Here is a 23,865-nt window from a genome sequence, read left to right on the forward strand (position 1 = left end):
TCTTGAAAAGCCCGCCTCTGGCGGGTTTTGTTGTTACATTGAGGGCGAGGACAAAAAAAGAGGGTGCAGCCTTGGCGGGTGCACCCTCGTGATCTTTTACAGGATATCCGGAAAGATAATGTTATTGTTTGATGAAACGGCTAACAAGTCTGGTTTTATTTTCAACCGTGATCTCCAGTTGGTAAATGCCGGGCTTCAGTGTGCTCACTGCAACCTGCTGTACCTGCACTGATGATTGCTGGAAGAAATTGATCCTGCGTATCAGTCCACCTGTAGCATCATAGATCTTCAACTGTGCATTGCCGCTGAGTTTGCTGGTAGTTTCCACATTAATGGTGGTAGTAGCAGGGCTTGGATAGATCCTCAGTTTATCAGCGGTGGCACCGGTCTCTTTCACGTCGGTGGACACACTAAGCAGTTGCGCTTCCGTGTTCACAGTTTGTGCAGCTACTTTAGCTGAAACAGCTGAAACTATTACCAGCACTGTATCTGCGCGTGGCACCCAGTCCTTGCCCCAAACCATCACCTCAAAGCTGTAGATGCCTTCCACCAGGTTGGTGATAGGTGTGATCACAGCCGCAGGGTTGCCGATTGTGAATTGGGCAGGTCCGCTGATCTTCCTCCATTTGTATTCTTTGATCTGACCCAGCGGATCAACAGAGGCGGAAGCATTCAGTGAAGCGCTGTTGGTAGGCAGCGTGATAGCGATATCAGGTCCCGCATTGGCCAGTCCAGCTTTCACATCACCACTGTTGTTATTCCCACCTGTAGCGGATTTCACGGTCACCAGCATGGTGTCTGCACGTGGTACCCAGTCCTTACCCCAAACCATTACTTCAAAGCTGTACAATCCTGCGGTAAGGTTGGTGATGGTAGTGATGGGAGCAGCCGCATTCACGATAGTGGCAGTGCCGCCGCTGATCTTCCTCCATTTGTATTCCTTGATCTGACCCAGCGGATCCACGGAGGCAGAGGCATTCACAGTTACAGTATTTACTGGAAGCGTGATGGTCACATCAGCTCCGGCATTGGCCAGTCCTGCTTTGGGATCGGCAGTATTACCGGGGTTTCCGGTACCGCTGCCTGCTTTCACGATCACCTGAACTGTATCTGCACGTGGGATCCAGTTATGGTTCCATACCATCAGTTCAAAGCTGTAAGTTCCTTCAGCCAGGTTGTTGAGAGCGGTCACAGCTGCTGCAGGGTTTGCAATAGCAAACTGTGCAGGACCGGTGAGTTTTCTCCATTTGTATTCTTTGATCACATTACCGGTTGGGTTCACGGAAGCTGAACCGTTCAGCGTGGTGCTGTTGGTGGGTAATGTGATAGTGATGTCTGCGCCGGCATTTGCAATCACAGGCTGTTCAGCCGGAGGATTGGTGGTAGCGCCCTTCACTGTGATGTACACGGAGTCCCCTTTCGGCTGTGCCTGGTGGTTCCATGCTGTGAGCCTGAAACCATAAGTGCCTGCTTCCATATTGGTAACATCGGTGCTGGATGCGGCGGGGTTAACGATGGTGCCTTTGGCGGGGCCACTGAATTTAACCCACTCGTACCGTACGATATTTCCATCGGGGTCATTTGATTTCGTGCCATCCAGCTTCACTGAGTTTACAGGAAGGGTGATGGTCTGGTCAGCACCTGCATCCACGATCCAGGCTGTTGGCTTGTCTGCTGTTTTGTTCACAGTAACGGTTACATCGTCCTGTGCAGTGGCGCCTTTATCGTCAGTTACTTTAAGTCTGAATACATAAGTACCTACAGCCAGGCTGTTCACCGCAGTGTTAGCGCTGTTAGGGGCTGCGATAGTACCTTCTGCAGGACCGCTTACCTTGGTCCAGTTATAGGACGCGATGCTGCCATCAGGGTCTGAAGAAGTAGAGCCGTTGAGGGTAACGCTGTTGGCGGGGGCAGTGATAGTGATATCATTGCCTGCTTTGGCTACAGGACTCTGGTTGCCGGTTCCGGCTCCGTTGGTAACGGTGATGGTCACCTGGGCGGTGGTCCAGTCGGCACGGTCATCAACCGCTTTCACTTCATATACATAAGTACCTGCCTGTGTGAGGCCTGTAACGGTAGTAATACCGTTCGTAGAAACCGGTGTGGAAATTGATCCGAAGGAAGGGCCGGAGATCTTGCTCCATATATAGCGGACCAGTTTTCCGTCCCTGTCGGAGGATGCGCCTGCATTGAGCGTTACCGTAGCAGTGCCGGTAGTGATCGATTGATTGCTGCCGGCATTGGCAACGGGGCGTACGTTCGGCGGCAGACTTTTGTTCTGCGCCAGGAACCATTCATAGATATTGGGATTCTGGTTATTGTAGCCGATATCATACACACGGTCCCAGATCCAGTGACCGCCTGTAGGCCATAAAGTGAAATAAGGTTTTACGGTAGGATTGAGGGCATTCAGCGCATTGATGGCGCCTTTGGTACAGGTCACAGGGGCGGCACTGTTATCGTCTTCTGCGTGGAAGGCCCAGATAGGAAGGTTTGCATTGGTCATATTAGACCAGGTGGCATTGGTACAGGCTCCGCAGGAAACGCCGATGGCAGCAAGGCGTTTGGCGTTATCGAGAGAAGTGCCTGCATACTGCCAGGTGCCGCCACCGCCCATACTGAGACCGGTAAGGATGATACGGTTCGGGTCGATGCGGAGGTTTTTGGTAGCATACTCGATCAGTTCATCTACGTACCAGTTCTGCCACCATCCGTACTGTGAGTTGAGCTGCGGGGTCAGTACAATGAAAGATTCGGTTTTGCCGTTCCAGGTGAAGGTCATGGTAGCACCTTCATCGATCCTGCGTGGGAGACCGTTCCAGCACGCGTTCTTGAGTTGTGTGGTGCCGTCACCTTTTTCTCCTGCGCCATGCAGGAAGATGATCAGCGGGTGGGTCCTGGCATCCTGTTTGTAATCAGGAGGTAAGAACTGGTAGAACCCAATATACTGGCCGTTTTTGGCTGTGATTCCTTTGGGTTCATGTTGCGCTGCGGCGGACATCGTGATCAGGATGCCGAGCATGCAGAGTAAAAAGTTTCTCATAGAAATTCTAAATGTGTTTCCCGGTAAAAAAAATAGTTTCCTGGTACGATCATTTTGCAATGATCATAGTCCAGTGACTACAATGCCTCAAAGCATTGCTGCCACTGCGTTGCAGACCTGTGAAAATTGTATAGATAAGGAATATGGCGAAACCGGCATCTATAAAGATCGCATCATCCCAAGGCACTTTTGAAAGGGCGGGAGCTAAAACGGACTTTACTAATCGGACTAACCGGGGATTAAATAGGGAACGATTTTCTGTCCCAAAATGCGCAATTACTATACCAATATGTTGTAATTGCGCAACAATTTTGCCACGGTTGAGTAAAACAGCACACAGTTATTGCAAGTAAACGCTCTGAATGCAAGGAATCGAACGTGTTAGAAAAAAAAGTTTTTTTTTGAAACTGTAAAAGCCAGTGTTGACAAGGGTTTGAGAAGACTCGAAAAAACAGCCATTAGTATAGTGACGATTGAAACACCGGATGATGCACAGGCAAAAAAAAATCACCTGCTTAAAAGGAGAGCGACCGGCGGCACTGCTGAGACATCCTTCACATACTTTGAGTGTTACCAATCGCTCGCCTCCCGGCGGGTGATCTCTATATGGCGCCCTGGCATAAAACCTTATCCGGGGCGGATTTCAACGCTAACAGCTACTGCTTCACAAACCTGGTGACCATCGTTTTTTTGTTCGCGATATTGATCTGCAGGTAATATACTCCCGGCAGCAGATCCACTACTGAGATCTCCTGAACACTTACAGACTGTGACCTCGGGATCACAAAGCGCCTTACTGTATGTCCGCTCATGTTCAATATGGTACCTATGGCCTCACCTTCTGTATCGCTGATCAGACGCAGCTTAGCAACGCTCTTGGCAGGATTCGGATACAGGGCCAGCTCTTCAGTATACTTGAAATTATTCACCACATGCACCTTCATGGTGTCTTTGCTCACAGCTCCCTTATTGTCTACTACTATCAGCTCAAACTCATACACACCAACGATCAACGCTGTTGCATACGTAGTGATCTCATTAGGAGTGGCCAGTATGGATTCGCGTGGGCCATCTATCTGCCTCCACCTGGCGGAAGTGATCAGGCCATCCGGATCGAAAGAACCGTTGGCATCCAGGAAGGCTACATTGGCCGGAACCGCAATGGTAGTGTCTTTGCCGGCAACCGCTACAGGCGCTTTATTGGGCGCAGGATTCACCGTTACCTTCACGGTGTCTTTGTCGATGCCGCCCCTGTCGTCTGTTACAACCAGTTCAAATTCATGAACACCGGCCGCTGCACCGATAACGGTAGCAAGCTTGGTAGCACTGTTGTTGATGGTGACTGTACCCGGACCGCTGATGCGTGACCATTTCCAGACTGAAATGCTTCCATCCTGGTCGGATGAAGCGCTGCCATTCAACTGGATCAGCGGATTGGGAAGCGTTACGCTGAAATCCACGCCTGCATTGGCTGTTGGGAGCCTGTTCGGCGGGATCACCACTGGCTTCACAATCACTTTCACAGTGGCTTTGGCGGTAAGGCCACCAGCATCCGTTACCTGTAACTGGAATGTGTAAGTTCCGTCAGTAAGTGCTGATACTACTGTTTTGGCGGCTGCCGGACTGGCGATGGAATATGGTGTTGGTCCGTTCACATAAGTCCAGGCATAGGTGAGCGTCTTGCCTTCCGGATCGGAAGAGGCAGAGCCATCGAGGGTTACTGACTGAACAGGCAATGTAATGGTGATGTCTGTTCCTGCATTGGCTACAGGTGCTTTATTGGGTACATCGTTCACGGTCACTTTCACCGTGTCTTTACCAATGCCGCTTCTGTTGTCTGTTACAACCAGTTCAAAAGTATATACGCCAGGGATCACACCGGTAACGGTGGCCAGACTTGTTTCGGAATTTGTAATCACCGGAACATTCGGGCCGGTTACACGGGTCCACTTCCAGGAAACGATGGTGCCGTCTTCATCTGTTGAACTGCCACCATTGAGCTGGATCAGCGGGTTAGGCAGGGTAACACTGAAATCCGTACCTGCATTGGCTTTTGGAAGCTTGTTAGCCGGCATAGGATGCACCACTACTTTCACCACATCCGTAGCAGTGAGGCCACCCGGGTCTTTCACCAGCAGCTGGAATTCATAAGTTCCTTCCACCAGGCCGCTCACGGTTGTTTTTGCAGCAGCCGCGGTTGTGATAGCATATGAGTTGGGGCCGCTCTTGTAGCTCCAGGTATAAGTAAGTGTTTTTCCTTCCGGATCGGAAGACAGGCTTCCATCCAGGTTGGCTATCTGTACAGGCAATGTGATGGAGATATCCGCACCTGCATTGGCAACCGGTGGTTTATTGGGATCCGGGTTCACCACAACCTTCACTTCATCGGAAGATTTGAGGCCACCAATATCTGTTACAGTCAGTTTGAATGTATAGGTGCCGAGCGTGAGGCCGTTGATAGCAGTGCTGGCTGCATTCTTATTGACGATGGTGTAACCGGCAGGACCGTTCACATACTCCCAGAGGTAGGTGAGGGTTTTGCCTTCGGGATCAGAGGAAGCACTGCCATCAAGCGTGGCTGTTTGTACAGGCAATGCAATAGAGATATCATTTCCTGCATTGGCTACAGGTGGTTTGTTTGGATCAGGGTTCACCACGATGCTTACTTCATCGGTTGAAGTAAGACCACCATTATCGGTAACGGTGAGTTTGAATACATAAGTACCCGCAGTAAGTCCGTTGAGTGCAGTAGTTGCTGCATTCTTATTCACGATATTGTAACTGGCAGGTCCACTCACCCACTCCCAGAGCCAGGTAGTGATGCTGCCATCTTCATCTGAACTGCCGCTGCCATCCAGGGAAGTAGTGGCGGGAAGTGTAATGGACTTATCGTTTCCTGCATTGGCCACAGGTGCTTTGTTGTCTGGTGGGATCACAGGATTCACGATCACTCTTACGTCGTCAGAAGAGCTGAGCCCTGCATCATCAGTAACAGTAAGCCTGAACATATAGGTGCCTTCCACCAGGCCGCTGAGGCCGGTAGTGGCGCCGGACGGGTTATCTATAGTATAGGTAGCCGGTCCGCTTACCCATGACCATGCATATGTTTTGATATTGTTATCGGGATCGCTGCTGGCGCTGCCGTCCAGGCTGGTAGCGGTTGCCGGAAGTGTAATATTGCGGTCTGCACCTGCATTGGCCACTGGCGCCTGGTTGGGTTTTGGATTCACTTTTACAGTTACATTATCCGAAGCGCTCAGCCCTGCTTCATCTGTAACTGTGAGTTTGAATTCATAAGTACCTTCCACCAGGTTACTGAGGCCTGTAGTGGCGCTGGAAGGATTATCTATAGTATAGGTAGCGGGACCGCTAACCCATGACCATGCATATGTTTTGATATTGTTGTCGGGATCGCTGCTGGCGCTGCCATCCAGTGTGGTAGTTGATGTGGGCAGGGTGATATTGCGGTCTGCCCCTGCATTGGCGACAGGCGCCTGATTAGGTCTGGGATTCACTTTCACGATCACGATATCGGAAGAGCTCAGTCCTTCTGCATCGGTAACGGTAAGCTGAAATTCATAGGTGCCGGCCGACAGGTTGTTCACGTCAGTAGCTTTGGCGGCGCTGTTGGCGAAGGTATGAGAAGCCGGGCCGCTCACTTTCGTCCATGCATACGTGGAAATATTATTATCAGGATCACTGCTGGCGCTGCCATCGAGATATGCTCCCTGCGGCAGGGTGATCTCCCGGTCAGGACCTGCATTGGCAACAGGAGCCTGGTTGGCCCTTGCATTCACTTTCACAATTACATTGTCGGAAGAACTGAGCCCTCCTGCATCTGTAACGGTGAGCTTGAATTCGTAAGTGCCTGCTTCCAGGTTGTCTACCAAAGTGGAAGCGGCAGACGCATTGGTGAAGGAATGAGACGTTGGACCGCTCACTTTCGTCCATGCATAGGTCTTGATATTGTTATCAGGATCGGTGGAGCCACTGCCATCCAGGGTAGTGGACTTCACCGGTAAAGTGATTTCGCGGTCAGCTCCTGCTTTGGCTACCGGCGCATTGTTCACCGGAGCAGGATTCTTTGAAACAAAGATCTTCAGGGTATCATTCGTGGAGTTGTACCAGTTATCCCATACACGGATCTTGAATTCGTAGGTGCCTTCCACCAGGCCGGTAACGGTGGTGGTTTTGGCCGTTGCATCGGTGATGGTGTAAGTGGAAGGCCCGCTTACATAGCTCCATTCATATGCTTTCAGCTCACCATCTGAATCGTAGGATGCGGAGCCATCGAGGGTTGCAGAGTTGGTCGGCAGCTGAATATAAATATCCGGACCAGCTTTCGCGAAGGGCAGGATATTCTGGGGGCTCACCGTAACATCTACCTGGTCTTCTGCAGTCAGGCCATTGTTATCGGTTACTACCAGTTTGAAAGTATAATAGCCCAGCGCCAGGTTGCTGACAGTGGGAGTGCTTGTATTATTATTGGTGAAGGTTACAGTTGTAGGTCCTTTCACCTGGCTCCAGTCCCATTTAACGATGGTGCCATCATCATCGCGTGATGCGGTACCATTCAGTTTTGTGCTTGTATTGGGGTAGAAAACGGTGAAGTCGGAACCGGCATTGGCAAAAGGTTTCTTGGTGCCTGGTGCACCTGCCACCACAGTAAGGGTAATATTCTTTGTAACCCAGTCTGCCCGATCATCGATCACTTTCACTTCAAACACGTAAGTGCCTTCAGTGGTAAGGCCTGTTACATTAATTTTTCCATCGAGCGAAAACAGACCGCTGAGCGTTCCGCCGGGGCCGGACACTTTGGTCCAGACGTAGCGGATGATCTTTCCATCAGGGTCGCTTGATCCGGATGCATCCAGCACGGCAGTTGCCAGAGAGGAGGTGGTGGTTACATCCGGCGCCACTATCACAGGGCGCTTGTTGGGCGCCAGTCCTTTGTTCTGAGCCAGGAACCATTCGTACAGGTTCGGGTCCTGGTTGTTGTGCGTGGGATCATACACGCGGCCCCAGATCCAGTGGTTACCGGTTTCCCAGGAAGTGAAATAGGGTTTCACTGCGGGGTTACAGGCATTGATGGCATTGATGGTGGCTACGGTACAATTATATGGAGCAGCACTGTTATCGTCTTTGGCATGGAATGCCCAGATAGGCAGGTTTGCTTTTGCCAGGTTGCAGCGGTCGATACTGTTACAGGCTCCGCAGGAAACGCCGATGGCTGCAAACTTCTGGGCATTTGCCAGTGATGCGCCGGCATATTCCCAGGTGCCTCCACCGCCCATGCTGAGGCCGGTCAGAAAGATCCTGTTCTCATCCACTCGATATGTTTTCTGGGCATAAGCAAGGAGTTCATCCACATACCAGTTGGGCCACCAACCGAACTCGGAGTTAAGCTGAGGGCTGATCACTATGAAAGTTTCAGTCTTGCCATTCCAGGTGAATGTCATTGGATTGCCGTCTGCAATGAGACGGGGAGGAGTACCGCTGAGCAGGATATTTCCAAGATCGGAACGGCCATTGCCACGTTCGCCATGACCATGAAGGAAGATGATCAGGGGATACTTCAAGGTAGGATTGGCGGAATAATTCGTGGGAACATATTCCAGGAATCCGATCTCTTTGCCGTTTTTGGCGGTGATCCAGTTTGACTTTTGTTGGGAAAAACCCGAAAGGGAAAGTATGAAGAGAGACACAAGAAACAACAGCTTCCTACGCAGAAAGGTAGAGTTCTTCATAAGGAGATTGATTTTTCGGTATTAGGATTTATTGGATACAGGACACAGGGTATTGTATGGCAGTTCATATACAATAACCTTACCAAGTAACGAAAAAATACGATGATACGATACATTAGAGCCACGGTTTTTTGACAGATGAATTTGACAATTGTCAATCGTAGTTCTTCTAGTGTACAGAGGTAAGCGTGGGTTTAGTAAGTAAGCAAAGAAACAGCAAAAGCAGGGCCATTTCACACACGTGAGCAAAAACCTGACCTAATGTGGAAAAAAATAATGTTGAGGAAACACAGTACCCGTCTGCGTTGCAGCTTTAGTTGTTTTGTTCCTGAGTGAATGCTTTGGGAGTGTGAAGGAATTCTTTCCTGCTCACTTTCATTCGGAAAAGCGCCCGTACAATACTCCACATCAGCAGTGGAATATGCAGTAAAGCACGCAGGGTTTGCCAGGAATAAAAGTTGGTTGGAATGGATATGATAAATGTCAAAAAATATAGAGCGGTCAACCCGGCCCACCATAAATAGGGTGGATAGAGGAAATATACGCCACTTACCTGCTCTATCAGAAAGAGCAAAAAGAAGAGGCAGTAGCTGATCAGGAAGATCAGGCGGGGAGGGGCGAGGTTAGCAAAAAGCTTGTTCCAGTAATCTCTTGTCTTAGGTAATGGTCCTTGATTTTTATCAAAGAAGAGGCGGAGGTGAATGATCTGCGATTCCATCCAGCGGGTGCGCTGGCGTTCGAACACCGCCTTGCTGCTCACTTTTTCATCCAGTACATAAGCATCGTCGATGAACTCGATGCAGATATCGGCCTTCATGGTCTCGAAGTCAACTTCACGGTCGCAGGCGGGGTTCCCCAGGATACCCGGCTTATTGTAAATGCTTTTGAGTTTGGCGAATTCAAAGGCCATTCCGGAGCCGATGGTATTGCTGCTGAAGCCGAGTGCACGCTGTCCGCGGCGGAAGATATGGTTGTTGATCTCTTCGCTCATGGCATCCAGTACGGCAACCGGGGTATTGCGGTTCTTGGCGATACGGTGGCATTGAACTGCCCTGAAACCCTTGTGGAATGCGGCATTTACTTTCTCCAGGGTGCCGGGCATCATGATATTGTCCGCATCGATGATGATGGCTATCTCGTATTCGTTCTCCGGTATATGGTTGAGGAGCTGGTTGAGTGATCTGGCCTTGCTGCTGAGCTCAAACTGTACTTCTACCAGGTTGATGCGGTAGGTTAGCAGCTGGGCGATGGTTTCGGGCTGCAGCTGGTCTGCGGCCACAAAAATGGTGAAGCGGTCAGAAGGGTAGTCGTGCTCCAGCGCCTTCTTCACCGTATTGATAATGATATGATCCTCCTTATAGGTTGGTATCAGTACGGCAATCTTCTTCTTGTCGGGATGCGGTGTATACTTCGGTGAACGGTACAGTTTACCTGCCACTGCAGCTGCAAAGAAGTAGAGGGTATTGATAGCGAGATACACAAAAAGGATCCCGAAAACGATATGTAGAAGCGTGAGTGCCATACTATGTTTTAGAGTAACTGGATGAATACAGGTTCCAAACGGCCCCTTTGAGAAAATATTTCAGGTGCGTGAACTGTTTTTTAACGGCAAATCCGATCACGCTTTTAGGTAAGGTAAAGAAAGTAAAGAATGCGCTGAATGCCAGGAGTTGCAGGGGGCCTGCGTTCCGGCGCATGTACAGGATCCGGTTGCGTGTGTGGTAGTAGGTCTTCATCGGGTTTGCCTTACCCACGCTGAGCGATTCTTTGTGATAGATGAGCGCATTGGCGGTGTACCAGATCTTGTAACCTCCTTTGAGGATACGTGCGCTCCAGTCCCATTCCTCATAGTAAAGGAAGAACTTTTCCGGGAACATGCCAACACGTTCGGTCACTTCCCTTTTCACCATCATGGCGCAGCCATGGGCGCCGTGGGTGGTGCGGGACTGGTTATACTGGCCTTTGTCTTCTTCCCAGATACCGATGCTGCTGGTGCGGCCGGTGAGCCTGCTCATGGGGTTGAAGCCGGCATATTGTATGATGTTCGGCTGGTCGAAATACATGATCCGGGGGCAGGTAACACCAATCTGTTCATCTTCCCGGAAGGGTTGGAGCAGGTTATGGATGAGGTCGGGTGTCATTTCCGTATCGTTATTCACGATGAAGAAATAATCACCACCTGCCTGGCTCATGCCCCAGTTGTTACCGCCGGCGAAGCCGAGGTTTTCTTTGCGGAGGAGCAGTCTTGTGTTGGGGTAGTTGCCTGCGAGGATCTGTTCGGTTGGGTCAACATCGGAGTCCATATCACACACGAGGATCTCGTAATTGGTATAACGGAGACGTCTGGCCGATTCCAGGAATGCGCAGGTTACTGCCGTCTGGTTATAATTGAGTGTAATGATGGATACGAAGGGCTCCTGGCCGGTTGACATATCAGCTTTCTTTTTCTTTTTGTGGGGTTTCGGGTCAGGGATGGAACCCTGAGAATGCAGTAGCGGGGTACAAGACCCCGCTACACTCTATAAAGCAATGCTACGCATTTGAACTTTGCATCAATGCAGCAGGTGTGTTGGCCATGATCCACATATCATACAGGAAACTGTAACGGTCTGCATAATCGATGTCCAACTCTATCCTTTCTGCTACAGACATATCTTTCTTACCTCTTTTCTTCACCTGCCAGAGGCCTGTGATACCTGCGGGGGCCATGAAACGTTTTGCCCACTGGTCTGTAGTAAGGGAAGCTGCTTCGTATAAAGGTAAAGGTCTGTTGCCTACCAGGCTCATATCACCGATGAGTACATTTACCAGTTGTGGTAATTCATCCAGGCTGGTTTTGCGGAGGAAATTTCCAACTTTGGTGATGCGTGGGTCATTGTCTACTTTGAAGAACACGGGTCCTTCCTGAACGGCATCATACTGGTTGAGGTGGCTCATGGCTGCAACTTTCTTGTCTGCGCCCACTTCCATGGTGCGGAATTTGAAGAAGTTGAAGATCTTATATCCACGGCCGGCTCTTTTGGAGATATAGAAGATAGGGCCTTTTGATTCCATGCGGATGGCCGCCATTACCAGCAGCATCACGGGGCTCAGGGCCAGCAGGATGGAGGAAGACACCACGATATCGAAACCTCTTTTGATAACGGTGGGTCTGTCTTTATAAGCCTGCAATGATTTTTCCAGGGTGAAGTTCTTTTCAACCAGGAACTGTTGTTTTACTTTTTTGAGGAAGCCGATCTTGCGGATGAGGGCGGAACGGTTCTGTTCGTTCAGCACCAGGATCTCGTCAATGAAGCGGCAATCCTTGCAGCGTTTGATATCAGCTTCAGTGAGGCCTGAAACTTCGGCTACTACAGGAACGCCCTGGAGCAGGGTGTCTGTAGCGAGGAACTGCTGCAGTTCCCTGAAATCTGTAGAAGCGTTCACTTCCAGGATGATCACATCCGGAATGAAGATATTTTTAGAGTTCTGAAGCAGGCGTTTGAGCATGGAACGTGCATTGCTTACCGATTCGGCCGCATATCCGCTCTCGAAGGTGCGGATCAGGCTGTCGATATTCGCTGCTTTCTTCCCTATGTAAAAAAATTCCAGCTTATTGGCAGCATTATTGCTGGTAGTTGGTTGTTCTGCAGCAACAGTGGTATTAATAGAAAAATGCCTGTAAATCCTCTTTGCTGTTTTTTCTCCGGGTAAAAATGTTAGTTCCATAAAGTAAGGTTGAAGGTTAAATTTTCCTGATTTCTTACTCATCCTGCATGCACTACGCCTGCAGTTTTCTTCTGGCTGTTAAGCAATCGCTTCGCTACGTCCATCAGGTCAACGGGATTAAAGGGCTTTGTGAAATATGCGGAAACACCGTATTGTTCACATTGGGCTTCTACTTTTTCTTTATCAAGTGATGAGAGCACAATCATGGGAATGTCTTTGTAAATACCACTTGTTGATAATTGCTCAACCATTTCCCAATCTTGCATATCTGGTAACTGTGCATCAAGTATGATCAGGCCCGGCAGGTTTCTTTTAGATAACCAATACATTGCTGAACAACCATCAGGCGCAGTTACTACCTGGTATTCTTTTCCGAGTACAGTTTGCAATAAAAAACGTATTGCCTTGCTGTCGTCAATTGCGAGTATTAAATTTTTCATTTACAGAAAAAATTTAGTGTTGAAAAAATCGCAATTTTTCAAAAGGCTTATGCTTGGACGATAATTTCTGGCTTACAGAGGTATTGGGAACTCATATATCTGAACAGGCGCAGAGCCGTACTTCAAAAGGTATGGCTTTAAGGATGGTATGTGGATTAACTGATCGGTCGATCAGTAGTGGGGAATTTCAATGGATTCGTGGTAGTGAGTATAAGCTTGTTCAATTGGCATTAGCATCATTAGCTTGCTCTCCAAAGGATAGTGAACCAGAGAGGGAGGTTACAATTCGGAGGTAAAAGTAATAACTAAAATCAATAAACCAAGCATCAACTATTAATATATTCTATTCGCCAGCAAAAATCAATATTTCCCTTTACATGAAAAATACCCTTTTGGTGGTATTCTTTGATTTGATTTAAATCAAGCGTGAGATTGGCTTCTGGCGGCCTTTTCCCACAAAACCGTCTGTTTATTACGGATAAAACGATTGAATCCGATAAACACAGAAATATTCATGAAAAGGAAATAAAAGGGAACATACACTGCTTTCAGTCTGATGTTTCTGGAAGCAAAGATCCACCCTGTAATCCCTGTGACGTAGAACGCCCCTTGCAAAATCAATACCAGGGTAAAAAAGGGCGAAGGATCCCAGACAACTATAAGCAGGTTACTGACCAAAAGCGTGATCAGGGCTACAGGACAGAGGGTCCAGCGCAAAATCCGGTGTGAAATGAACTGGAAGGAAACTATGGGGAATTTAAACACATTGAACAATTCTTTCAACAGCACCATGGCCTGAAAGGCACCGGCACAGATCCTCACTTTCCTTTTCATCTCCTCTTTAATGGAAGCCGAAGGCGCTTCCGCTGCGTAGGCATCCGGCTCATATCTTACCACATACCCGTTCACACAAAGCTTCAGGGATTGCACGAAGTCCTCGATGATAGTGCCCTCAGGAGCGGATTCAAACAGTTCGCGACGTACTGAAAACAGCTCTCCGGCCGCGCCCACCGTGGTATACAGGTCGGAGTCCAGCTTCTTTAAAAAACCTTCATACTTCCAGTACAGACCTTCGCCGGCAGCCGCAGCCGCGTCTGCGGTATTCTGCCAGATGCGCTTTTCCCCGGCTACTCCTCCCACTTTGGGATCAGCATAATGACGTACTATATTACGTACACAATCCCGGTTGAGCAGGGTATTGGCATCGCAGAAGATCACAACCGGGGCTTCCACCTGACGGATGGCCCGGTTCATGGCAGCCACTTTTCCTCTTCGCTCAGGCTGGTGCAACAAGAGGATATTATTATGATTTCGTATAATATCCGGCGTTAGATCATTGGATCCGTCAGTGATGAAAACCAGGTCCAGCTTATGTTTCGGGTAATCTAACTCAAACGAGTTAGCGATTTTCTGTTCAATGAAGTCCTGCTCATTATAAGCAGCCACTATCAGGGCTACCCTGGGCAGGGACTCCTCATCCTGGTATAATGGAGCGGGCTTTTTCCAAAGATTTTTGATGCGGACCAGTATCCACACCAAAATGCCGTAGCCCACATAGCTATAAAAAATAAGGCCGAGACTGAACCAGAAAATAAAATTGATAATTGTCAGGATCATAGTTTAGAAGGGCCTTCAAGTGATATGAATCGGTACTGAATGGATGCTTAGAGATGAATCTGTTCTGCAAAAAAAGCAATTATTTGATATAAATGAAAAAAATACCCTGAAGTGGTTATTGCGGGTAACCGTCCCGTTAATTAATTTCGCACTTTAGAAATTTATATTACTTTTGGACTTACTACGAAAGTATCTCTTCCAGATATCCCTCGGATTACCTTGCTTGTGATTACCTCATTATTCTGCGAGAAAACCACCACAATATCTTTCTCCAATATGCCTTCTGGTCTTTTTAGCGAAGTCCCGGAATACATATCCTCATTGTCAAACCGCATTTCCAGCAATTTCGATTAACGTTTTCAAATAACGCTTCAACTGCTTTTTTATGAAGAAAGCTTTACTTCTCTCCACAATGAGTGCATTGTTATGTATTGCAGTGTCTCAGGCGCAGAATGTGTTCGACCCTGCTGATGGCCAGGTCCGCTGGAACTCTTCCAGCACGCTTGGTACAGCAACCAACCCAAACCCCAATATTGAGGGTTTGCAGAAATGGGTGAGTGTTTCCACTGCCGGTGTATCCACTGGAAGCGGCAGCTTCACCAACTCTGCTTACAAAGCCTATTTTATCAATGTCGGCGGAGCAAATGGCTCCAAAATGTGTTTCCGCCTGAAGTTCCCTACCAGCTATACCAACCCGGACAGCGCTTCCAAAAAATACCCACTTATGGTATTTTTCCATGGTGCCGGTGAGCCAGGTTGCCCTTCAAACGGTGGCATTTACAACAACGAAAAGCAGTTGCTGCATGGCGGTAAAGCCTTTCTGGACAGAGTGAACAGCGGCCAGTTCGATGGCTTCCTGCTCTATCCACAGCTACTGGCCGGAAGCAATTGTGCTTCTGACTGGGGTACCGCTCCCTACACTCCCTGGTACGACCTGATCATCCGTGTGATCGACTCGCTGGCCAAATATGCCCGCGCTGATATCGACAGGGTGATTTCCACCGGTCTCTCAAACGGTGGCGCCGCTACCTGGTCTTTCGCAATCGCGTATCCAACACGGGTTGCCAAAGTAGCGCCATCTGCCGCCGGTAACGGTAACCAGAACTGGCCTAATTTCATTCATATCCCCACATGGGTGGCAACTGGTGATAAAGACACCAACCCCAATATCGGGTATGCCACTTCTTCTTATAATATCGTAAAGAACAATGGTGGTGATATCATCTGGACCCGCTTCCCCAATCTCGGTCACTCCGTATGGAATGAACATTGGGGACAGCCTGGTTTCACACCCTGGATGAACGACCTGCACAAGGCTAACCCCCTCGTATTCTTCCAGCGATCGGATTTCTGTCCGGACTCGGTGATCAATACCAAGATCGGCATCACGCCGGGTTTTGCCGCTTACGAATGGCAGAAAGACAATAACCTGATCGCAAAACGCGAGAACAATGTCAATACCGTTGTAGACGGTTCTTCCATCATTTCATATGAAGGCAACAATATCACTGTAAAATCTTATGGTGTTTATAAAGTCCGTTTCAAAAGAACTGCAAACGGCCCCTGGTCTGAATGGAGCCCCAAACCTGCAGTGATTGCCCCTAAACCCGTTACCCAGACTCCCAATGCTACCGTTGTTGGACTGAAGAGTATTGTACTCCCTGCTCCCGACGCCAGCACTACAGTTACCCTTCAGCAACCTGAAGGTTATTATGGATACCAGTGGTACAACGCTGCCAATAACCAGCAGATCGGTACAGACCGCACCATCGATGTTGGCCCTGGTTCCTATTATGCAAGAGTGGTAGAGCAATTCGGTTGCGGAACCAATCCTTCTCCCAACTTCATTGTGATCCCTGCAAGCGGCAGCCCCAAACCTGACCCTGCAAAGAATCTCACAGCAGTGGCTACTTCACTCACCAGTATTCAGCTCGACTGGAGTGAGAACCCCAATGCCGGTCAGAACGAGACCAACTATGAGATCTACAGAAGCCTGACCCAGAGCGGACCTTACACCCTGCTGTTCAAAACGGCCCCGGATGTATTGTCGTACCTCGACCAGAATCTGAAATCAAATACCACTTATTATTATATCGTTCGTGCAGTAAGCGCATTTGGTGCAGCCGCCAATTCAAATGAAGCAAGTGTGGCCACAGAGTTGGATAATATTCCTCCTACTGCGCCTTCTGCATTTACCGTGCAGTCCACTGCTACCAACTATGCTTACCTGAAATGGAATGCCTCTTCAGATAACGTAGGTGTTACCAGGTATGAGATCTTCCTGAATGGTGTGAAAACTTTCACTACCACCAAAACCACTTTCACTGTCTCCAACCTGGATAGCAACGTTACCTATACTTTCTATGTGAAAGCATACGACGCTGCCGGTAACGTATCAGCGCCGAGCAACCAGGTAACTGCTTCCACTTCATTTACCGCAAACGGACTGAACTATAAATATTATGAAGCAACCGGCTGGAGCACTCTGCCGAACTTCAATTCTCTGACTCCTGTGAAAACAGGTTTCGTATCAACTTCTCCTGTACTGGATATGACTTTGGTTCGTAACAGCGGCAGAACAGATAATTACGGTATCCTGTACGAAGGTTATATCAAGGTACCAACATCAGCTACCTATACTTTCAAGCTCACTGCCAACGATGGCGCCAATCTTTATGTAGGCAGCCCGTACGGAACACCGGAGATCATCAACAACGATGGTAGCCGTAACAGTGCAGCATCAAAGGAAGGTTCTATCTACCTTGCTGCAGGTGTACATCCGATTGCCATTGCATATTTCCATAACACAGGTAGCGGCGAAACAGTGGCCCTCACCTGGAGGAACAATGCCGGCCTGTCTGAGCAGACTGTACCACTTTCTGCTTACTTCAGAAGCTATGCAGTTTCAGGAACAGCACCCAATGCCCCTTCCAACCTGCAGGCCAATGGTATTGCACATAACAAGATGCAGCTTACCTGGAATGACAACAGTAATAATGAATCCGGATTTGAGCTGGTGCGCTCTGCATCACTCAACGGAACATATGTGCCTGTAGCTACAGTGGCCGGAACTTCTTATGTTGATTCCAACCTCACGGCCAATACCATCTATTATTATAAGGTAAGAGCAGTGGGAACAGGCGGTGAATCTGCATTCACCAGCAACTTTACAGAAGCCAACTGGAAACTGAATGGAGATGGTTCCAATGCTTCCGGCGGTACTACACGTACCCTCGCATTCAATGGTACCACTACTTATAATACTACGGAGAAAAAAGAAGGTACAAGTTCACTGAACTTCAACGGTTCCAATAACTACGCTACTGTGAACAACAGTGCATCCGGTTCATTCCCCAGCGATGGTGGATACTCCACCCGCACCGTTGCCATGTGGATCAGGCCTACCAGCCTCAGCAACAGCAAAGTGATCTTCGACTTTGGGAATGCTACCAATGGTATTGCTGCCCGTTTCAATGGAACAGCCATTCAATATGCTGTTGCCAGCAATAGTACCAGGGCAATCGGTTCACTCTCCAACTATGCCAGCAATCCAAACTGGCTTGGTGTGAACAACTGGAACCATATTGCAGTGGTATATGGTAATGGCTCCGTTCGCCTCTTCCTGAATGGAGTGGATGTAAGTAACGTAGCTACCAGCTTCACAAGTGTTGCGGCTTCTGCAAGCAATGCGGCGAGGATTGGTTATTCCGGTGGTTCAAACGGTGATGTTGCTTACAATGTACTGGGAGGCAGCGGCGATTATTTTGTAGGTCAGATGGATAATATTTTTGTTGTGAACTCAGCCATGGTGGCCAACGAGATCGTGGCCCTGAGAGACAATACCTACAATCCTTCATGGGATACCACCAAACTGGCTCCATCAGCTCCTGCCGCTCCGAACGGACTGGCTACTGAACTGCTGCCTGGTAATAACGTGAAGCTTACCTGGAACGATCAGTCTTCTGATGAAACAGGATTTGAACTCTGGCGCTCACTGGGTAACACCAATAACTTCCGTCTGGTTGCCAACGTGGCCGGCGGAGCAGGTGCTACCAAAACATATACTGATTCTTCCCTCTTCGCCAACGTAACTTATTACTACAGGGTGCGTGCGAAAGGTGAAGTAGCGTCTTCTGCTTACAGCAACAATGCCAGTGCCACTACAGTGAACTCGGTTCCTGTGCTGGAAAATACCATGGACTTCACCATGACCTATGGCACTACCTATAAACTGAGACTGAAAGCAACCGATACCGATGGAGACCCGCTGGTGTTCACTGCTGATCCGATGCCTTACTTCGGTCAGATCGTGAACCTGAGCAATGGCGTGGCCGACTTCGTGTTCACTCCGTCAATGTTCGATCAGGGTGCATACACCATTCGTGTCATTGTATCTGATGGCTTCAACGGCTTTGATACCTGTGCCTTTACCATGCTGGTGAATGCCAACAGCCTGCCTGAGATCTCGCCCATCAATAATGTAACCATGAACGAAGGCGCACTGCCTGTAAACCTGCACCTGGTAGCCAATGATGCTGAAGGAAATGATAACCTGCAGTGGTACAGCAACAACCTGCCTTCTTTTGCAACACTGGTTGACAGTGGTAATGGCCGCGGTTCTCTGAAACTGGCGCCAAGCTACAATGCATCCGGTACTTATACCATCACTGTGATCTCTGATGACAGCTATGGTGCATGGAGCAGCAAAGACATTGTTGTTACCGTTAATGAAAAGGATCCTAACGATAAGATCCAGATCAATATGGTGAACTATAATGGTTTTGTTACACTGTGGAATGATGTTGACGTGAAGACCAACCTCTTCAATGTGGGCAGCCTGCGCAATATCAAGAACCAGGTGACCACTGTTGGTATCCAGCGCATGAACACCAACCTCAACAACAGGAACGGTGGTGATGGTTATATCACCGGAAATAATACCGGTTTATTCCCTGACAACGTAATGAGGGATTACCTCGGATGGGGTGGAGCTGATGGTGACGATACCCTGAGGCTGCGTGTGTATGGCCTGGATGTGAGCAGGAAGTACAACTTCGTGTTCTTCGCCAGCAACACCTGCCCATGGTGCCAGTTCTCTCCAACAAGCACTACTACCTATAAAATAGGTAATGAATCTGCACAGATTCAGTTCTGGAATAACCAGAACCAGACCGATACTATCTATCAGATCCAACCGAGCCCAACAGGTGAAGTGGTGATCACCATGATCGGTGACCCTGCAACCAACCTGGGCGGATACCTCAATGCACTGGTAGTGGAAGCTGCCTTCGATGACGGCACTACACCTGCCAAACCACTGGATATTACAGCTGAGGATATCGCCAATACCGGTGTGAAGCTCACCTGGACTGACAAATCTTACAATGAGCAAACGTATAAAGTATACCGGGCTACAGTGAAAGCAGGACCTTACTCCCTGCTGAACCCCAACGCCAACAACGTTGACAGTACACAGTATACAGATCTCACCACGTTGCCATATGCCAACTACTATTATTATGTGGTAGGAGCCAACAAATATGGCAACGGTACAACCAGTGATACCATCCATATTGCTACTGCCAACAACAAACCTGTGATTGCAGGTCTTGAAGATATCTTCTCTAAAACTGATGCAGTTGTGAATGAAGACTTCACTGTAACGGATAACGCGGGCGATGTGGTAACGGTAACTGTGGTGAACAAACCAGGATTCATCAACCTGCTCCATATGGGTGGTAACAATTACCGCCTGGCAGCCAGCCCAACTGCTGATAATATCGGCTTCACTTCCCTCACTATCCGTGCGGAAGATGATAAGGGTGGTGTGAGCACACAATCCATCAATATTGGTGTGGCTGATAAGAACACCAGGTCATACTTCATCAACTTTGGTATGACACAGATCCCTGCTCCTGCTCCATGGACAAATATGACGGGATGGGGTAACCCTGGTATGGACAGGCAGAACCTGCGTGATGAGAACAATGTTCAGTCTGATATCGATATCACGATCGTAGACGGATGGGGTGATGTGAACCGTAATGGTCACAGAACCGGAAACAATACCGGTATCTTCCCGGATTCAGTACTGGCCAGCGGTATCGTTGACGCAGGTGCTACTTCCAAGAACATCAGGCTCTCCGGACTGGATGTGACCAAACGCTACAACGTAGTGATCGTGGGCAGCATCAACGAAGGAACAGATGTTACCAACAGGTGGGTGGCTACAGGCGCCAATACTGTAAGCGATACTATCCAGTGCCGCTACAATACCAACCTGTCTGCCAACCTGAACGGCATTACGCCTAACGCTTCCGGAGAGATCATGCTTACTGTGAACAAACTCTCGGGTGCTCAGTACATTCTGCTGAACGGAATCCAGATCGAAGAATTCTCTTCTTCACTGCCACCGATGGGACCAACCAACCTGTATGTTGAACCTACCAGCCGCACTTCAGTTGCGCTCAGCTGGTCAGACAGATTGAACAATGAAAACTCAGGAGACGGATATGAACTGCAACGTTCTACTGACTCCCTGTTCAGCTCGGTGACCACTACTTCACTGCCTGGTAATACAACTACCCGCACAGTGACCGGTCTGACACCGAACACCAAATACTGGTTCCGCGTAAGAGCGAAAGTTGGATCAACCTTCACCGATTTCAGTAACCGTGTGAAGACCATTACACCTCAATCACAGGTGTTCTTCAACCTGAACTTCTCTACGCCTGATGCAGCCTTCCCATGGAACAATGCTTCAGAATCACCAAGCCTGCCGATCGACTTCAATAACCTGAAGAATACAGCAGGTCAGCCAAGCGGTATCACCATCTCCATCGTAACACCATTCAATGGTGAGAACGTAGGTGGTGTGGTTACCGGCAATAACTCAGGTATTGTTCCTGATGCAGTACTGCAAAGCTGTTACTGGCTTGATAATACACAGATCAGCACTATGAAGGTGAGCGGCCTGAACCAGAACAAGCGTTACCGTTTCGGCTTCATCGGAAGCATGGGGGATGTGGTTTGGTTCTATGGTAACTACACCGCTACCTATACCATCAACGGCAGATCGGCCTACCTCAACTCATGGCTGAACAGGACCAAGATCGCCTATATCGGTGATGTTCAACCTGATGCGAATGGCGAAGTGACTATCGACTTCTCTACTACCAGCGAAGGAAACTGGGGCTTCAACTCCGGTCTGATCGTGGAAGCTTATGATGATGTGAACGGTGGTGCAGTGCCTAACATGGTGCTTCCTGGCAGCGGTGCCGGAGAGCAGGTGAATACCCTGGTACCTGAAAACCTCCAGGAACCTGTGGCCAGTAACCCGCAACAACTGGAAAAGCTTACAATAAGAGCCTATCCGAATCCGTTCAATGACTTTATCAGTCTTGATTTCCATAATGCAGCTGCTTCTGATGATGTGAGAGTGGATATGTATGACCTCAGCGGCAGACTGGTATACAGGCGCGCTTATGGCAAACTGCCTGCAGGACTGAATACCCTTCGTATCAATACCAACGAAGGAACGCTGGGAAGTGGTGTTTACATGCTCACCCTGGTGGTGAACGGTAAACCTGTATCTGCAGCTAAAATGTTAAGAACCGAAAAGAAATAGTAGTTTCCTCAAGAAGAACAGGGTATCAGGAAGAAAGTGATACCTTGTTCTTCTTTCTTTGCTTGTTCATGGATCGCAGCGTACCTTTTTCACTGAAACACACAAAATGGTTATTTCATGGATTTGATGTATTTATGGCATTCACTGCTACGCAAGAAGTGGATCATCGCTTTTTGCACCTTTATAGGACTTTTGGCAGGGTTTGCATTCACGCTCACTTTAAAGAAATCATACCTGTCCTTCGCCCAGTATTCTACCGGGTTCACCATGGAACAAAAAGTGCGTATCAAGGATGATGCGAGCTTCAATATCTACGAGATCGATCTGCGCTTCAACAACGTGATCGAAACTTTCAGATCTCCCAAGGTGATGGGAATGCTCTCTTATAAATTATTGCTGCACGACCTGGAAGATGCCAACCCTTTCCGTATACTCACGGATGAACAGAAATCACAGGATGTATACAAAGCGGCAAACCTCGAGAATACCAAGTCCATCCTTCGCGGCAAAGTGGCCGATATGAGCCTCATTTCCCCTTACGATCCCGAAGAGAAAAAGATCTATGACCTCATTCAGCTGTACGGGTATAACGATAAGGCCCTCAGCGACAAGATCGTCTTCTCCCGCGTTGAGCGCACTGACTTCATCAACATTGCATACACTTCAGAGAACCCCTTGCTTTCCGCTTATGTAGTGAATACCATCGGCGAGCAGTTCATCAGGTTCTTCAATAATATTTATGGTACCCGCGCCCAGGAATCAACAGCCAAGCTGGATAGCCTGACCGCTACCAAGAAGCGCGAAGTGGATGACCTTACTGCCAAGCTCAAGGATTTCCGTCAGAAGATCGGTACCCCCAATGTGGCGGACCGCGCCTCTGCCGCCATGAGCGTAGTGCAGGAACTTACTTCCAATTACCAGCAGGAAATGGCCAAGCTCAATAATCTCCGTGGTGAGCTGGATGCAGTTGACGAACAATTGACACGCCTTTCCCAGAATGCCGGATCAACTTCATTACCGGCTAATAACAATGGCGAATTTCTCAGGCTGAAACGAGAGAATGAAAACCTGGAAATCCAGAAGTCAGGTAAAACAGAAGATGAACAGAAGGACCTGCAGAATAAGATAGATGCCAATATGCGCAAGATGCAGTCCATTGCACCTGTTTCCGGCGGCATCCGTGAACGTGCAGCTGAAAAGTCCACATTGCGTTCTGCGGAGCTGATCGATAAAAAGATTGAACTGCAGCAAAAGATAGTGGCCGCCGAGCGTAACGTTAAATTATTCGGGCTTCAGAAAGATAAATACGAGAACATGGCTTCCACCGGTGGCGGTGAGCAGGTGATCCTCAATTCAAGAGAAGAAGAGCTCCGCATCGCATCCCAGGAATATGAAGCGTTCAAGAAAAGTCTGCAGGCCTCACTCGACCTGGATGTTAATCCTGAGAACAACTTCAAGCAAACCATGGTGGGCCAGCCTGCATACCGTGCCGAGCCTGCACGCCGCAGCATCATCATGGGTATGAGCGGCATTCTCATGTTCTTCCTCTCAGCTATCGTGTTGCTGGGACTGGAGTTTCTCGACAGCTCATTCAAAACTCCTTCCATCTTCTCACGTATCTCCAAACTTAAACTGCTGAGCTCGCTCAACAGGATCGATCTGAAGAAGAAAGCATTGAAAGAT

Annotated in this window: 9 protein-coding genes; 2 read left to right on the forward strand and 7 right to left on the reverse strand. The window is 48.7% G+C overall.

Going from position 1 to position 23,865, the window contains the following annotated elements; translation table 11 throughout:
• Positions 1 to 121: 121 nt before the first annotated feature.
• The 7 genes from ACTHMC_RS19470 to ACTHMC_RS19500 form a co-directional block, all read right to left on the reverse strand.
• Positions 122 to 3,043 carry a PKD domain-containing protein gene (locus ACTHMC_RS19470; RefSeq protein WP_440415622.1) on the reverse strand — a complete coding sequence of 974 codons (2,922 nt, stop codon included), beginning with the start codon at positions 3,041 to 3,043 and terminating at the stop codon, positions 122 to 124.
• A gap of 656 nt (positions 3,044 to 3,699) precedes the next feature.
• A complete protein-coding gene (locus tag ACTHMC_RS19475; RefSeq protein WP_440415623.1) occupies positions 3,700 to 8,790 on the reverse strand; it encodes a PKD domain-containing protein in 5,091 nt (1,696 codons plus the stop codon).
• 313 nt (positions 8,791 to 9,103) lie between these two features.
• On the reverse strand, positions 9,104 to 10,312 hold the full coding sequence (locus ACTHMC_RS19480) for a glycosyltransferase (RefSeq protein WP_440415624.1): 1,209 nt from the start codon (positions 10,310 to 10,312) through the stop codon (positions 9,104 to 9,106).
• A gap of 1 nt (position 10,313) precedes the next feature.
• On the reverse strand, positions 10,314 to 11,222 hold the full coding sequence (locus ACTHMC_RS19485) for a glycosyltransferase family 2 protein (protein WP_440415625.1): 909 nt from the start codon (positions 11,220 to 11,222) through the stop codon (positions 10,314 to 10,316).
• Between the two features lie 100 nt (positions 11,223 to 11,322).
• Positions 11,323 to 12,498, reverse strand: coding sequence for a sugar transferase (locus tag ACTHMC_RS19490; protein WP_440415626.1), 1,176 nt, complete (start codon positions 12,496 to 12,498; stop codon positions 11,323 to 11,325).
• Positions 12,499 to 12,536: 38 nt separating this feature from the next.
• Complete coding sequence (locus tag ACTHMC_RS19495) at positions 12,537 to 12,938, reverse strand: response regulator (RefSeq protein WP_440415627.1); 402 nt, start codon at positions 12,936 to 12,938, stop codon at positions 12,537 to 12,539.
• 420 nt (positions 12,939 to 13,358) lie between these two features.
• Positions 13,359 to 14,555, reverse strand: a complete 1,197-nt coding sequence (locus tag ACTHMC_RS19500) for a glycosyltransferase family 2 protein (RefSeq protein WP_440415628.1) — start codon at positions 14,553 to 14,555, stop codon at positions 13,359 to 13,361.
• Between the two features lie 385 nt (positions 14,556 to 14,940).
• Between ACTHMC_RS19500 and ACTHMC_RS19505 the strand changes: the two genes are divergently transcribed.
• Positions 14,941 to 22,182: a fibronectin type III domain-containing protein gene (locus tag ACTHMC_RS19505; protein WP_440415629.1), complete on the forward strand. Its 7,242-nt coding sequence runs from the start codon at positions 14,941 to 14,943 to the stop codon at positions 22,180 to 22,182.
• A 117-nt stretch (positions 22,183 to 22,299) separates the two neighbouring features.
• Positions 22,300 to 23,865: GumC family protein (locus ACTHMC_RS19510; protein WP_440415631.1), on the forward strand; the 1,566-nt coding region annotated here is incomplete at its 3' end.

This window comes from Pseudobacter sp. (genome assembly GCF_051955275.1).
Lineage (GTDB): Bacteria > Bacteroidota > Bacteroidia > Chitinophagales > Chitinophagaceae > Pseudobacter.

Bases quoted from the DNA above. Each gene is read 5' to 3' on its own strand.
- ACTHMC_RS19470 (WP_440415622.1), bottom strand. From the start codon at position 3,043: ATGAGAAACTTTTTACTCTGCATGCTCGGCATCCTGATCACGATGTCC.
- ACTHMC_RS19475 (WP_440415623.1), bottom strand. From the start codon at position 8,790: ATGAAGAACTCTACCTTTCTGCGTAGGAAGCTGTTGTTTCTTGTGTCT.
- ACTHMC_RS19480 (WP_440415624.1), bottom strand. From the start codon at position 10,312: ATGGCACTCACGCTTCTACATATCGTTTTCGGGATCCTTTTTGTGTAT.
- ACTHMC_RS19485 (WP_440415625.1), bottom strand. From the start codon at position 11,222: ATGTCAACCGGCCAGGAGCCCTTCGTATCCATCATTACACTCAATTAT.
- ACTHMC_RS19490 (WP_440415626.1), bottom strand. From the start codon at position 12,498: ATGGAACTAACATTTTTACCCGGAGAAAAAACAGCAAAGAGGATTTAC.
- ACTHMC_RS19495 (WP_440415627.1), bottom strand. From the start codon at position 12,938: ATGAAAAATTTAATACTCGCAATTGACGACAGCAAGGCAATACGTTTT.
- ACTHMC_RS19500 (WP_440415628.1), bottom strand. From the start codon at position 14,555: ATGATCCTGACAATTATCAATTTTATTTTCTGGTTCAGTCTCGGCCTT.
- ACTHMC_RS19505 (WP_440415629.1), top strand. From the start codon at position 14,941: ATGAAGAAAGCTTTACTTCTCTCCACAATGAGTGCATTGTTATGTATT.